The organism is Streptomyces kanasensis (assembly GCF_043077165.1).
GTDB classification, from domain to species: domain Bacteria; phylum Actinomycetota; class Actinomycetes; order Streptomycetales; family Streptomycetaceae; genus Streptomyces; species Streptomyces changanensis.
Genome location: NZ_JBIBSF010000003.1, coordinates 126,607 through 141,467 on the forward strand (window position 1 = coordinate 126,607; position 14,861 = coordinate 141,467).

At 74.0% G+C, this 14,861-nt stretch carries 7 protein-coding genes; all 7 read right to left on the reverse strand.

Annotation, left to right across the window (positions count from 1 at the left end; translation table 11 throughout):
• Positions 1–31: 31 nt before the first annotated feature.
• Positions 32–1,243: a DNA polymerase III subunit delta' gene (locus tag ACF053_RS09365; RefSeq protein ID WP_391953321.1), complete on the reverse strand. Its 1,212-nt coding sequence runs from the start codon at positions 1,241–1,243 to the stop codon at positions 32–34.
• Between the two features lie 406 nt (positions 1,244–1,649).
• A complete protein-coding gene (gene tmk / locus ACF053_RS09370) occupies positions 1,650–4,934 on the reverse strand; it encodes a dTMP kinase (protein ID WP_391953322.1) in 3,285 nt (1,094 codons plus the stop codon).
• 290 nt (positions 4,935–5,224) lie between these two features.
• Positions 5,225–8,119 carry a type I DNA topoisomerase gene (gene topA / locus ACF053_RS09375; RefSeq protein ID WP_391953323.1) on the reverse strand — a complete coding sequence of 965 codons (2,895 nt, stop codon included), beginning with the start codon at positions 8,117–8,119 and terminating at the stop codon, positions 5,225–5,227.
• A 444-nt stretch (positions 8,120–8,563) separates the two neighbouring features.
• Positions 8,564–8,761 (reverse strand): hypothetical protein, encoded by a 198-nt coding sequence (locus ACF053_RS09380; protein WP_391953324.1) that lies wholly within the window; start codon positions 8,759–8,761, stop codon positions 8,564–8,566.
• A gap of 880 nt (positions 8,762–9,641) precedes the next feature.
• The gene (locus ACF053_RS09385) at positions 9,642–11,168 is read right to left on the reverse strand and encodes a DUF7059 domain-containing protein (RefSeq protein WP_391953325.1); all 1,527 of its coding nucleotides are present in this window, start codon (positions 11,166–11,168) and stop codon (positions 9,642–9,644) included.
• Positions 11,169–11,288: 120 nt separating this feature from the next.
• Entirely contained in the window at positions 11,289–12,014 is a 726-nt protein-coding gene (locus tag ACF053_RS09390) for a small secreted protein (protein ID WP_391953326.1), read from the reverse strand.
• A 209-nt stretch (positions 12,015–12,223) separates the two neighbouring features.
• Positions 12,224–14,623 (reverse strand): sodium-translocating pyrophosphatase, encoded by a 2,400-nt coding sequence (locus ACF053_RS09395; protein ID WP_391953327.1) that lies wholly within the window; start codon positions 14,621–14,623, stop codon positions 12,224–12,226.
• Positions 14,624–14,861: the final 238 nt, after the last annotated feature.

A 14,861-nucleotide genomic window follows, 5' to 3' on the forward strand; every position in this document is an offset into this window, starting at 1 on the left:
AGGGGCGCCACCCGGACGGGCTAACCCCCGGCTAACCGGCGCGCAACGCCATCATCATGGCCTCCACCGCGAGGAGTGGCGCGACGTTGCGGTCGAGCGCCTCGCGGCAGGCGAGGACGGCCTCCATGCGCCGCAGCGTGGACTCCGGGGTGCTGCCGCGGGCGATCCGGTCGAGGGCGTCGCGCACGTCCTCGTTGGACAGGGCGGTGGTGGTGCCGAGCTGGAGCGCGAGGACGTCACGGTAGAAGCCGGTCAGATCGCTGAGGGCGAGGTCGAGGGTGTCGCGCTGCGTGCGGGTCCTGCGGCGCTTCTGGCGGTCTTCCAGCTCCTTCATCGCGCCGGCGGTGCCGCGGGGCATGCGGCTGCCCTGACCGCCGCCGAGGGCGGTCTTCAGCTCCTCCGTCTCCTTGACGTCGGTCTCCTCCGCGAGTTCCTTGGCGTCCTCGCCGGCGGCGTCGACCAGCTCCTGCGCGGCCTTCAGGCAGCCTCCGACGTCCTGGACGCGGAGCGGCACGGTGAGGACGGCGGTGCGGCGGGCGCGGGCCCGCTCGTCGGTGGCGAGGCGGCGCGCCCGGTCGATGTGGCCCTGCGTGGCACGGGCGGCGAACGCCGCCGCGGCGGGCTCGACGCCGTCGCGCCGGACGAGGACGTCGGCGACGGCGTCGACCGGCGGCGTGCGCAGCGTCAGGTGGCGGCAGCGGGAGCGGATGGTCGGCAGCACGTCCTCCAGGGACGGCGCGCACAGCAGCCAGACCGTCCGGGGCGCGGGCTCCTCGACGGCCTTCAGCAGGACGTTCCCCGCGCCTTCGGTGAGACGGTCGGCGTCCTCCAGGACGATGACCTGCCAGCGGCCGACCGCCGGGGAGAGCTGCGCCCGGCGCACCAGCTCGCGGGTCTCCTTGACGCCGATGGACAGCAGGTCCGTCCGCACGACCTCGACGTCGGCGTGCGTCCCGACGAGTGCCGTGTGACAGCCGTCGCAGAAGCCGCAACCGGGCTCGCCGCCGAGCGTCCGGTCCGGGCTGACGCACTGGAGCGCGGCGGCGAAGGCCCGGGCGGCGGTGTCGCGGCCGGCGCCGGGCGGGCCGGTGAACAGCCAGGCGTGCGTCATCTTCGACTTGGTCGCGTCGAGCGGCTGGACGCCCTGCGCGTCGGCGGTGACCAGGGCGTCGGCGTCCCGCGCGGCGGCGGCGAGCTGCGCCTGCACACGGTCCTGGCCGACGAGGTCGTCCCATACGGGCACGGGGCACCACCTTCGTGGGGTCGGGGATCCCGCGCGTCGCGGGTCCTGGTCTGACGGTCCTGGTGTGGCGGGTCCCGTGGGGCGGGGCCCGTTGTGGCGGGTCCCGTGGGGCGGGGCCCGTTGTGGCGGGTCGCGGCTCCCTCGGGCGCCGGTGCCGGGCCGGGACCCCGTCGGATGCCGGTGTCGGTGCCGGACCGGGGCTCCGGATCCGGGCGTCGCGGCCCGCCTGGGGTCGCGGCTCCGGGCACCCGGGGCCGGGGCTCCGGGCCCGGGTGCCCGACGGCTCGGTGCACGGTGCTCGGGGCTTGAGGTCCGGACCCGGGCCCGGTGGCGGTACGGACTCCCGGTCGTGGGCGGTCAGCCCCTCGCGCCTCCATTGTGGCGGAGGGGTGTGACAACGCCCGCCTCAGCGGCGGCCGCCGCGACGACCGCCCGACCGACCGCCGTCGTCGCCGTCGTCCGGGCGGCCGAGCAGTTCGTCGGCGAGGGAGGGCAGGTCGTCGAGCGGGGTCTCCTCGGCCCAGTCGGGCCGACGGCGTGCGGCCCTGCCGTCCGGGTCGACCTGCGGGATCTCCCGCGTGCGGTCGTTCGCGCCGGGCGGCTCGGCGGCGGCACCCGGCCGGGCCTCGTCACGGAAGAAGCCCGGCGGTACGCGGTCGTCCGGCCGCTCGTCGCGTACGGGCGGCAGGACCGCCGTGTCGGCGAGGTCGACGGGCAGGCGGGCGGGCTCGTCCTTGCGCATGTCGATGCGCTGCGTCTCCTCCTCCGGCCGGAGCGGGACGGGGTCGTCCTTGCGCATGTCGATGCGCTGCGTCCGCTCCTCGGGCCCGGGGACGGCCGGGTCGGCGGCCGGCCCCGCGGCGGCACCGGCGGCGGGTCCGTCGTCCTTGCGGAGGTCGATGCGGGGCGTCGGCACGGTCTGGGTGATCTCGTCCGGCCGGACCACCGGCGTCGGCACCGTCACGTCGTGCGGTGACACCGCGGGCTTGGCGGCAGCGGCGGCAGCCGCCGCTGCGGCCGCGGCGGCGGCTGCCGCGGCGGCCTCCTCCGCCGCCTGACGGCGGGCCTCCTCGGCGCGCAGCAGCGCTTCTTCGGCCTTGCGCTGCTTCTCCCGGCGACGCTCCTCGGCCTCGGCGCGCAGCCGCGCCTCCTCCTCGGCCCGCAGGCGCAGGCGCTCCTGCTCCTCGAACCGGGCCTTCTCCTCGGCCTCGCGCCGACGGCGCTCCTCCTCGGCGAGCCGCCGTGCCTCGGCCGCGCGCTGACGGGCCTCCTCGGCCTGCCGCTCGGCCTCGCGGCGGCGGGCCTCCTCCTCCTCGCGGCGCTTGCGCTCCTCCTCCTCGGCGCGCAGCCGGGCGAGCTGCTCCTGGCGCTCGCGCTCCAGGCGCTCCTCCTCGGCCTTGCGCCGCGCCTCCTCCTCGGCCCGGCGGCGGGCCTCCTCCTCGGCGGCCCGGCGCGCCTCCTCCCGGGCCTTCACCTCGGCCTCGGACAGCGGCAGGACCCGGTCGAGGCGGTGACGGATGACGGTGGTGACGGCCTCGGGCTCCTGGCCGGCGTCCACGACGAGGTACCGGGCGGGGTCGGCGGCGGCGAGGGCGAGGAACCCGGACCGTACGCGCGCGTGGAACTCGGCGGGCTCGGACTCCAGCCGGTCCGGGGCCTCCGTGAACCGCTCGCGGGCGGTCTCCGGCACCACGTCCAGCAGCACCGTCAGGTGCGGTACGAGGCCGCCGGTGGCCCAGCGGGAGATGCGGGCGATCTCCGTCGGCGACAGGTCCCGGCCGGCGCCCTGGTACGCGACGGACGAGTCGATGTACCGGTCGGAGATGACGACCGCACCGCGCTCCAGGGCCGGGCGGACCAGCGAGTCGACGTGCTCGGCGCGGTCGGCGGCGTACAGCAGGGCCTCCGCGCGGTTCGACAGGCCGGCGGACGACACGTCGAGGAGGATCGAGCGCAGCCGCTTGCCGATGGGCGTGGCGCCCGGCTCGCGGGTGACGACCACCTCGTGGCCCTTCGCCCTGATCCACTCCGCGAGGGCCGTCACCTGCGTGGACTTGCCGGCGCCGTCACCGCCCTCGACGGCGATGAAGAACCCGGTCGCGGCCGGGGCCTGGGCCGGGTCCGCGCCGCGCAGCGCGTCGCGCAGGTCCCGGCGGAGCGGTACGCCGGACCGGTCGTCGGTCTTGGCGAGGACGAGCGCGGCTACGGGCAGCAGCAGCGCGCCGACCAGCATGAGGGCGAACGCGGCGCCGCCGTGCGCGAAGACGGCGCCGTCCCCGGCCAGCCGGTGCGGGCCGACGGCGGCGGCGAACAGCGGCGCGGCGAGCGCGCCGAGCGCGATGGCGACGCGGACGACGGCCTGGAGGTGCTCGGTGAGGCGGGGGCGCCGCGGCTCCTCGATCTCCTGGTCGATCAGGGTGTGACCGGTGTTCGCGGCGACACCGGCCGAGAAGCCGGCGGCCACCGCGAGGAAGAGGACGGTCGCGGTGTCCGGGACGAGCCCCATGGCGAGCAGCGCGACACCGGTGACGGCGGTCGCGAGGGCGAGGAGCCGGCGGCGGGACAGGGCGGGCAGGACCGCGCGGGCGCCACGGATGCCCAGGCCGGTGCCACCGGTGAGGGCGAGGACGAGCAGGGCGTACGTGACGGGGCCGCCGCTCAGCTCGGCGGCGTGCAGGACGGCGACGGCCGACGCGGAGGCGATGGCTCCGGCGACCGCGGCACAGGCAAGGACGAGCAGCGGTATGGCGCCGGTGCGGCCCTTCTCCGGGCGCGGACCGGAACCCTTCTCCGAGCCGGAACCAGAGGCGGAGGTGGCGCCCGCGGCTGCGGAGCCGGAGGCGGCCGGGCGGCGCAGGCCCTCCAGCGGGGAGCGGGGGCGCGGCGACTGGCCGTCGGGCAGTTGGAGGGAGGAGAGGATCGCCAGGGAGGCGGCGAAGAGGCCGGCGGCCGTAAACGCGCCGAGGGCCGCCTGGTGTTCGGAGAACCAGTCGACGCCGAAGGCGAGCAGCTTCCCGACCAGCGTCGCGAGCAGCAGCACCGCCGCCGCGGCCGGGATGGTGGCGAAGGCGGTGCGCAGCGAGAGCCGGCGCAGGGAGCCGAGGTGGTCGGGGAGCGGCCGGACGGCGGCGCCCTCCAGGGGCGGGGCGGGCAGCAGGGTGGGTGCCGCGCTGTCCTTGGCGATCGTCCAGAACCGCTCGGCGGCGCCCGCCAGGAAGGCCGTGACCAGGAGGAGCGTGACGGCGTGCGCGGGGGTCCAGATGATCCAGAGGGGGGCCACGACGAGCAGGGCGACCCGTACGCCGTCGGCCGCGACCATGGTCCAGCGGCGGTCGAGGGGGCCGCTCGCGGCGACCAGCCCGCTCATGGGGCCGAGCAGGACGGCCCCGAGGAGCAGCGTCGACACGGCACGGGCGGCGAACACGGCGGTGACCGCGAAGGCGGCGCCGCGGACGCCGCCGCCGAACGTCTCCGCCGTCACGGCCGCCCGCACACTCAGCAGGACCAGGACGAGCAGGGCCAGCGCGTCTCCGGTGCCGCCGATGAGCGAGGCGCTCCACAACCGGCGCAGCGGCTGACTGCGCAGCAGCGCGCGGACGGCTCGCTCGCGGGAGTCCGCGGCGAGTGCGGCGTCGGTGGCTTCGGCGTCTGAGGTGGGGCCCAGGACCGTTGGCTGCTCGGCTCGCGTCATCCCCTCAGCCTATCCGCCCATGCCGACACTCAGTCTTCCCCGCCCGAACACACGACCGGGACCGGAAGCCGGGCCTCCGGCTCGGCGACCCGGAGGGCGGGCCGACCGTCCGGCGGCTGGCGGGTCGGGCGGCGGGACGGACGGCGGATCGGCTCGCGGGCCGCACTACGGACGGTGCGGCGGGCCGCGAGGCAGGTCCGGCAGCGGGCCGCCGTACAGCAGCGTGCCCACCCGGGCCCACCGGCGCCAAGCGGCGAGGTGGGCCCGGGTGGGCACGGGGCGCGGGACGCCTACGCGTCGGGCGCGGCGGACTCCGCCGCCGTCTTCCTCGCCGTCGTCTTCTTCGCCGCCGCCTTCTTCGCCGTGGCCGTCCCGGCCGCCGTCGACGCCGTGGCGGTCGCCTTCTTGGCGGTGGTCTTCTTCGCCGCCGTCTTCGCCGTGGTCGTCTTCTTGGCCGCGGTCTTCTTCGCCGTCGTCTTCTTGGCCGCCGTCTTCTTGGCGGTCTTCTTCGCCGGCGCCTTGGCGCGCTTCTCGGCGAGCAGCTCGAAGCCGCGCTCCGGAGTGATCGTCTCCACGCTGTCGCCGCTGCGGAGCGTCGCGTTCGTCTCGCCGTCCGTCACGTACGGGCCGAAGCGGCCGTCCTTGACGACGACGGGGCGCTCGCTCACCGGGTCGTTGCCCAGTTCCTTCAGCGGCGGCTTGGCCGCCGCACGACCGCGCGCCTTGGGCTGGGCGTAGATCGCGAGGGCCTCGTCCAGGGTGATGGTGAAGAGCTGGTCCTCGCTCTCCAGGGACCGCGAGTCCGTGCCCTTCTTCAGGTACGGGCCGTAGCGACCGTTCTGCGCGGTGATCTCCACGCCTTCGGCGTCGGTGCCGACGACGCGCGGCAGCGACATCAGCTTGAGCGCGTCGTCCAGGGTCACCGTGTCGAGCGCCATCGACTTGAAGAGGGAGGCCGTGCGCGGCTTCACCGCGTTCTTGCCGGTCTTCGGGGTGCCCTCGGGGAGGATCTCCGTGACGTACGGGCCGTAGCGGCCGTCCTTCGCGACGATCATGTGCCCGGTCGCCGGGTCGTTGCCCAGCTCGAACTCGCCGCTGGGCTTCGCCAGCAGCTCCTCCGCGTGCTCCACGGTGAGCTCGTCGGGGGCGAGGTCGTCGGGGACGTCGGCCCGCTGGTGGCCCTCCTCGTCCTTCGTTCCGCGCTCGATGTAGGGGCCGTAGCGGCCGACGCGCAGCACGATGCCGTCGCCGACCGGGAAGGAGGAGATCTCCCGGGCGTCGATGGCGCCGAGGTCCGTGACCAGCTCCTTCAGACCGCCGAGGTGGTCGCCGTCGCCGTTGCCCGCGTCGGCGGCCGCGCCGCCCTGGGCGAACCCGCCGCCGGGCACCGTCTCACCGAAGTAGAAGCGCTTCAGCCACGGCACGGCCTGCGCCTCGCCGCGGGCGATCCGGTCGAGGTCGTCCTCCATCTTCGCGGTGAAGTCGTAGTCGACGAGCCGGCCGAAGTGCTTCTCCAGCAGGTTGACGACGGCGAAGGAGAGGAAGGACGGGACGAGCGCCGTGCCCTTCTTGAAGACGTAGCCGCGCTCCAGGATCGTGCCGAGGATCGACGCGTACGTCGAGGGGCGGCCGATCTCGCGCTCCTCCAGCTCCTTGACCAGCGACGCCTCGGTGTAGCGGGCGGGCGGCTTGGTGGCGTGGCCGTCGGCCGTGATCTCCTCGGCGGTCAGGGCGTCGCCCTCGGTGACCTGCGGGAGGCGGCGCTCGCGGTCGTCCAGCTCGGCGTTCGGATCGTCGGCGCCCTCGACGTACGCCTTCATGAAGCCGTGGAAGGTGATCGTCTTGCCGGAGGCGCTGAACTCGGCGTCCCGGCCGTCGGAGGACCTGCCACCGATCCGGACGGTGACGGAGTTGCCGACGGCGTCCTTCATCTGGGAGGCGACGGTCCGCTTCCAGATCAGCTCGTACAGCCGGAACTGGTCGCCGGTCAGCCCGGTCTCGGCGGGCGTGCGGAAGCGGTCGCCGGAGGGGCGGATCGCCTCGTGCGCCTCCTGCGCGTTCTTCACCTTGCCCGCGTACGTCCGGGGCGCGGACGGCAGGTAGTCGGCGCCGTACAACTGCGTGACCTGCGCGCGGGCCGCGGCGACGGCCGTCTCGGACAGCGTGGTGGAGTCCGTGCGCATGTAGGTGATGAAGCCGTTCTCGTACAGCTTCTGTGCGACCTGCATCGTCGCCTTCGCGCCGAAGCCGAGCTTGCGGCTCGCCTCCTGCTGGAGGGTCGTGGTGCGGAACGGCGCGTACGGGGAGCGGCGGTAGGGCTTGGACTCGACCGAGCGGACGCTGAACGCCGCGTCGGCGAGCCCGGCGGCCAGGGCGCGGGCGTTCGCCTCGTCGAGGTGCAGCACCTGGTCGCCCTTGAGGCGGCCGTCGGAGCCGAAGTCACGGCCCTGGGCGACGCGCCGGCCGTCGACCGAGGCCAGGCGGGCGGTGAGCGTCGAGGGGTCGGAGACGTCACCGGGGCGGCCGGTACCGAAGGTGCCGGTGAGGTCCCAGTACTGGGCGGAGCGGAACGCGATGCGCTCGCGCTCCCGCTCGACGACGAGCCGGGTGGCGACGGACTGCACGCGGCCGGCGGACAGCCGGGGCATGACCTTCTTCCACAGGACCGGCGAGACCTCGTAGCCGTACAGCCGGTCCAGGATCCTGCGGGTCTCCTGGGCGTCGACCATGCGCTTGTTCAGCTCGCGCGGATTGGCGACGGCCTGCTGGATCGCGTCCTTGGTGATCTCGTGGAAGACCATCCGGTGGACGGGGACCTTGGGCTTGAGGACCTCCAGGAGGTGCCACGCGATGGCCTCGCCCTCGCGGTCCTCATCGGTGGCCAGGTAGAGCTCGTCCGACTCGGCGAGCTGCTCCTTCAACTTCCTGACCTGGGCTTTTTTATCGGCATTGACGACGTAGATCGGCTGGAAGTCGTGTTCGACGTCCACGCCGAGGCGGCGCACCTCGCCGGTGTACTTCTCCGGCACCTCGGCGGCGCCGTTGGGGAGGTCGCGGATGTGCCCGACGCTCGCCTCGACTACGTAGCCGGGGCCGAGGTAGCTCTTGATCGTCTTCGCCTTGGCAGGCGACTCGACGATGACGAGTCGGCGGCCGCCCTGTGCGGTCTCGCGTGTCGGGGACAACTCTTCGCTCTTCTCTCCGGTCGGCGCTCGGTGGCATGTGCGGCGCGGCGCGGGACCCGCCTGGGTCGCACCACGGGCACTGCGGGCACTGCGCCACGGCTGTGGCGCTGCTGTCGCTGCGGAGTGTGACGGTACAACCCGCCCCCGTGTCAAACGGCAAAAGACCGCAACGGCCACTCGAACGGTAACCCGAGTTCTGGCATTCCTGCCGCCCGGACTCCCCTCATAACGCGGAGGCCCCCGTTCCGGCTGGTCGCGCCCGGCGGCCGGCGGCGGGGCGGGGCCCGGCCGCTCCGCGGGTCCTCCCGGCCCAGAGGCGGGGGCCGGCCCGCGGCGGCTGCGGCCCTGGTCCGGGCGGCTCCGGACGCTCCGGACGGCCGCCTGTGGGCGTCCGGAGCGCCGCCGGCGACCGGCGGGTCGCGGGGTGGTGGCCGGCGCGGCCGCTCAGATACGACCGAAACACCACACTCCGAGCGCGAGGAACGCGGCGCCGGACACGGTCGCGAAGGCGACGGCTGTGGCCGGGCTCACTCCGTGGGCCACCGGCGCGCGGTGCGTCACCCGAGCCGCCGTCCACACCAGCAGCCCCGCGCCGAAGACCGTGAACGCCGCGCCGGCGAAGATGGCCGGTCCGCTCTCCATGCCGTACCCCGTTCCGTCCGTACGCGCGTACGGATCCTCCGTCGACGGCCACCTGCGGCGGAGACCCGGCAGCTGCGGCTCGGTCGCGTCGTGGTGGCGGGGATGCGGGTATCCCCGGGGGTGAGGCTGACACCTCCGGACGTCGGGGGCGCGAATCACGGGTGAACGGCACGGGACCTGGGGCCACCGTTCACCCACCCGGCGCCGCACGCACCGCACGTCCGGCCGGCGCCGCCGCCAGGCACCGACACAGAGCCTGGGGGCAAGGCCTGGGGGGGTGGGGGGCCCGGGGGTGGGGGGCCCGGGGGTGGGGGGCCCGGGGGTGGGGGGCCTGGGGGTGGTGGGGCCTGGGGGTGGTGGGGTCCTTGGGGGGCCGGACGTCAGGCCCTGCGGGGGAGCCACGGGGGGCCTTGGGGTCGGGCCACGAGGCGAGGCCCTGAGGTCGGGCCCCGAGGCCGGTCCCGGGCGGGCTGGTTGGCTGGCTGGCTGGCTGGCTGGCTGGCTGGCTGGCTGGCTGGCTGGCTGGCTGGCTGGCTGGCTGGCTGGCTGGCTGGCTGGCTGGCTGGCTGGCTGACGGAACGCCCGGCCGTGGGGTCGAGCCACGGGGTCGGGGCCCTGGGAGTCGGACCCCGACGCCGGTCCTGGGCGGGCGGACGACGGAGCACCCGGCCCCAGGGTCGAGCCACGGGGCCTGGGGCCAGGCTCCGAGGCCCCCCGGGGCGGGCGGACGGACCACGGAACGCCCGGCCCTGGGCCGCGTCCTCCCCCGCCGCCTCCCGGCGGCGCGCGTCACGCCGGTACGCGGCCCCCGCACCCGCCCGGCACCGTCAGGACCTCGGGCCGCCCTGCCGTCCCCCGTACGACCGTGTCGCAGCGCCGGTCAGGCCGGCGCTGACTCGTGTCCGGCGGGCTCCAGGAAGCCCTCCTCCACGAGGAGGCGGAGCGCCTTCGGGGTCCGGTCGCGGAGGACGACCGGGTCCTCCCCCATGAGCTGGGCGATGGCGTCCAGGATGCGTCCGGCGCTGAGCGACCCGTCGCAGACGCCCGCGAAGCCCGCACCGACCGTGTCGACCTTGGTCGCCCGCCGCATGCCGCGGTTCTGCCGGAGGATGACGTGCTCGGGGTCCTCCGCGCCCGGCAGGCCGACCTGCTCCTGCACCACCTCGGGGGCGAGCACGAAACGGTCGGCGAGCAGGGCCGCGTCGTCGCGTGTCCGCAGGTAGTCCTGGCGGGCGAAGTGGGCGCGCACGGTCTCGCCGAGCGGCTGCTCGACGGGGTGCGGCCACTCCTCGACGACGACGGACGGCTCGCCCGCAGCGGTCCTGCGCAGGGTGATCCAGCCGAACCCCACGGCCCTGGTGCCACTCGCCTCGAACGCGTCGAGCCACGCCTCGTACCGCGCCGCGTACTCCTCCGGCGTCTCGCGGTGGTCCCCGGCGTCGCGCAGCCACAACTCCGCGTACTGCGTGACGTCCTGGACCTCGCGCTGCACGATCCAGGCGTCGCACCCGGCCGGCACCCAGGAGCGGACGCGTTCCTGCCACTCCTCCCCCTGGACGTGCTGCCAGTTGGCGAGGAAGTGGGCGTAACCGCCGTCGTTGAGGCGTTCCCCCGCCTGGCGGACGAGCGTGCGGCACAGGTCGTCGCCGCCCATCCCGCCGTCCCGGTAGGTGAGTCGGGCACCGGGGGAGATGACGAACGGCGGGTTCGACACGATGAGGTCGTACGTCTCCGCCGCAACCGGCTCGAAGAGCGAGCCCGCCTTCAGGTCGACCTCCGGGGCAGCGGAGAGCGCAAGGGTCAGCCGGGTGAACTCCAGTGCGCGCGGGTTGAGATCGGTCGCCGTCACACGCGTGGCGTGCTGCGTGGCGTGCAGTGCCTGGATGCCGGAGCCGGTGCCGAGGTCGAGCGCGGAGGCGACCGGCGTACGGACGGTGAGCCCGGCGAGCGTGGTGGAGGCACCGCCCACGCCGAGGACGACGCCCTCGCCCTTGCCGCCGGCCCCGCTCGCGCCGCCCACGGCGCAGCCGAGGTCGGAGACGATGAACCAGTCCTGACCTTCCGGTCCAGCGTACGGCCGGACGTCCACCACGGCCCGGACGTCGTCGCCGTCCCGTATCACCCAGCCGTCGGCGAGCGCCTCGTCCAACGGGAGGGCCTCGCCGGCCCGCTCGTACGGCACGGGGCGCTGGAGGAGGAACAGCCGCACGAGCGTGTCCAGGACCCCGTCCCCGCGGGTGGCGCGCAGGGCGGGCACCGTCTCGCTGCGGGCGAGGGCGGCGTAGGCGGTGGCCCCGAGCCGGTCGAGCAGCCCGTCGGCGGTGAAGTCGGCGGCCAGGAAGGCGGTGCGCAGACGGGAGGCGCGGTCCGGCACCGGGAGGCTGGTGGTCAGGCTGGTCGTACTCACATGCTCATTGTGAGGGGCGCCACGGACAAAGACGAACGGCCCGGCTTCCCTGTGGAAAACCGGGCCGGACGGGTGCGCCGCGTACCGCTGTTCGGACGCGGGCGTCCCTCTCGCGTGCCGCTACTCGGACGCGCCGCTCGCTGTCGTCGAGGGCTTGGCGGACGCCGACGAGGGCTTCGCGGACGCGGCCGGTGACGGGGTCGTGCCGCCACCGGAGGGTGCCGTGGACGGGGACGCCGACGTGCCCGCGCCGGGCTTGGCGGCCGGGCCGCTCGTCTTCGTCGGCGCGACGGACGTCTTCGGCTTCTGGCAGCCCGGCTGCTTGGCCATGGCCTGGCCCAGTTCGCCCGACTGGAGCTTGGCCAGCGCGTCCTGGTCCATCTTCTCGATCCGCTTCAGCCCGTCGGCGACGCCCTGGAGGCCGTCGGCGAACTTCTGCTGGTCCTTCGGGTCGAGGGCGGAGACGCGCTTCTTCAGGTCCTCGTAGGCCGCCGCGGTGGAGTTGAGCTCCTTCACGGCGTCCTGCTGGAGCTTCTCACCGTTCTCGACGGGCGGGACGCCCGCGTCCTGGACCGCCTTGGCGAGCGCCCGGTCCGTGTCGGCGATGTCCTGGAACGCCTTCGAGTCGGCCGCCTGGACGTCGGCGGGCTTGCCGTCGGCCGCCGTCGAGATGATGGTCTGCTGGGCGTCGGCCCGCTTCTGGATCTGCGGCTTGGCCTGGTCGCAGAACGTCTTGGCCCAGGCGTCCACCTTGCCGCGGTCGTCGTCACCGTCGTCGCTGCAGCCCGACAGCACCAGTACGAGCACCGCACCGCTGGACAGCGCGGCTACAAGCTTCTTGTTCACCGGATTGGTCCCTTCCAAGGCTCTCGGCCCCGGAACATACACGCCAAGTGGGCGACATCCGCGTGTCGTACGACCGCTACATACCATTTGTAGCCGTTTGCACCAAGAGAGAGAAGGCTCACCGTGACGGGCCGGCGCCCGGTGCCGGGGCTCGTCGCACCCCGGGCACCGGGCGCCTGACCTGGTGTCGCACCGTGGGCACGACGCCGTCAGCGGGCGGGCGTCACCTCGTCCGGCGGGTTCGCGACACGCCGGGGCGTGTCCTCGTCGTCGCCCCCGGCCACGGAGCGGCGCTTCGACGCGTACACCGCCGCGATGATCACGAGGATCGCCACCGTCGCGATCACGGCCCGCACTGCCGGGCTGGCGTCCGCCCCGTGGCCGAACTGCACGATGGCGGGCGCGATGAGCAGCGCCACGAGGTTCATGACCTTCAGGAGCGGGTTGATCGCCGGCCCCGCCGTGTCCTTGAAGGGGTCGCCGACCGTGTCGCCGATGACCGTCGCGGCGTGCGCCTCGCTGCCCTTGCCGCCGTGGTGCCCGTCCTCGACGAGCTTCTTGGCGTTGTCCCAGGCACCGCCCGCGTTCGCCAGGAAGACGGCCATCAACAGGCCCGTACCGATCGCACCGGCGAGGTACGCGCCGAGCGCCCCGACGCCCAGGGTGAAGCCGACCGCGATGGGTGCCATCACGGCGAGCAGGCCCGGGGTCGCCAGTTCTCGCAGCGCGTCCTTGGTGCAGATGTCCACGACCCGCCCGTACTCCGGCTTCTCGGAGTAGTCCATGATCCCCGGGTGCTCGCGGAACTGGCGCCGCACCTCGTAGACGACCGCTCCGGCCGACCGCGAGACGGCGTTGATCGCCAGACCGGAGAAGAGGAAGACGACCGCGGCGCCCAGGATGAGGCCCACGAGGTTGTTGGGCTGCGAGATGTCCATGCTGAGCGTCAGCTCGGTCGCCCGGGCCCCGACGTCGGCGACGGCGGTGGCGATGGCGTCCCGGTACGACCCGAACAGCGCCGCGGCGGCCAGCACCGCCGTGGCGATCGCGATGCCCTTGGTGATGGCCTTGGTGGTGTTGCCGACGGCGTCGAGGTCGGTGAGGACCTGCGCGCCGGCGCCCTGGACGTCGCCGGACATCTCCGCGATGCCCTGCGCGTTGTCGGAGACGGGCCCGAAGGTGTCCATCGCGACGATCACGCCGACCGTGGTGAGCAGCCCGGTGCCGGCGAGCGCCACGGCGAACAGCGCCAGCATGATCGACGTACCGCCGAGGAGGAACGCCCCGTAGACGGAGAGGCCGATGAGCAGCGCCGTGTAGACGGCCGACTCCAGACCGATGGAGACGCCCGCGAGGATCACGGTGGCGGGGCCGGTCAGCGCCGACTTGCCGATGTCCCTCACGGGCCGCCTGTCGGTCTCGGTGAAGTACCCGGTGAGCTGCTGGATCAGCGCGGCCAGGACGATGCCGATCGCGACGGCGGCCAGCGCCAGCAGCCGCGGGTCGCCGTCGTGGGCCTGGACGGCGGCGTCGGTGACGCCCTTCAGCTCCGCGAAGGAGGAGGGCAGGTAGACGAAGGCGGCGACGGCGACCAGGACGAGGGAGATCACCGCGGAGGCGAAGAACCCGCGGTTGATCGCCGACATCCCACTGCGGTCGGCGCGCCGCGGCGCGACCGCAAACACGCCGATCATCGCGGTGACGACACCGATCGCCGGCACGATCAGCGGGAAGACGAGGCCCAGGTCGCCGAAGGCGGCCTTGCCGAGGATCAGCGCGGCGACGAGCGTGACGGCGTAGGACTCGAAGAGGTCGGCGGCCATGCCCGCGCAGTCGCCGACGTTGTCCCCGACGTTGTCGGCGATGGTGGCGGCGTTGCGCGGGTCGTCCTCGGGGATGCCCTGCTCGACCTTGCCGACGAGGTCGGCGCCGACATCGGCCGCCTTGGTGAAGATGCCGCCGCCGACACGCATGAACATGGCGATCAGGGCGGCGCCGAGGCCGAAGCCCTCCAGGACCTTGGGCGCGTCGGCCGCGTAGACGAGAACGACGCAGGAGGCGCCGAGGAGGCCGAGGCCGACGGTGAACATGCCGACGACGCCGCCCGTACGGAAAGCGATCTTCATGGCCTTGTGCGAGACGGCCGTCAGATCCTTTTCCGGCTCGCCCGGCGCGGGGGTCGCCTCACGCGCCGCAGCCGCCACCCGCACATTGGCGCGGACCGCGAGGCGCATGCCGATGTATCCGGTGACGGCGGAGAAAAGGGCGCCGACGAGGAAGAACAGGGAGCGCCCCGCCCGCTGCGACCAGTCGTCCGCCGGAAGGAGGAACAGGAGGAAGAACACGACGACCGCGAAGATCCCCACGGTCCTCAATTGCCGAGCCAGATAGGCGTTCGCGCCCTCCTGGACCGCGGCGGCGATCTTCTTCATGGATTCGGTGCCCTCGCCGGCGGCCAGCACCTGCCGGACCAGCAGCTGGGCGACGATCAGGGCGAGCAGCGCCACGGCCGCGATCACGATCACGATGGTCCGGTTCCCATCGGTGAGAACCGCGGCGGCGAGAGAGATCGAGTCGTAGGACTGCTGTGGGTCGAAGAGCCCCGCCATTCGTCCTCCTTGACGTCAGAACTCAAGATGTGGACGGATTGTAGGGAGCGGAACCCGATCAAAACAGGGCGCCGAAGAACAGAATTGTCCGGGGCTCGCCCGTCGGCAAATGATCGAGTCCGAAAATCCACCCGGACGCAGTAATGGGGCGGGGGTGTGGAAAGTGGATCGCGGGGAGCGGGGCAAGGAAAAAGGCCCTGCTCAGCAGGGCCTGGGGAGGGGGTTTCCGGTGCGCCGG

Coding starts and splice junctions, on each gene's coding strand:
- tmk (WP_391953322.1), bottom strand. CDS start 4,934: ATGACGCGAGCCGAGCAGCCAACGGTCCTGGGCCCCACCTCAGACGCC.
- ACF053_RS09380 (WP_391953324.1), bottom strand. CDS start 8,761: ATGGAGAGCGGACCGGCCATCTTCGCCGGCGCGGCGTTCACGGTCTTC.
- ACF053_RS09395 (WP_391953327.1), bottom strand. CDS start 14,623: ATGGCGGGGCTCTTCGACCCACAGCAGTCCTACGACTCGATCTCTCTC.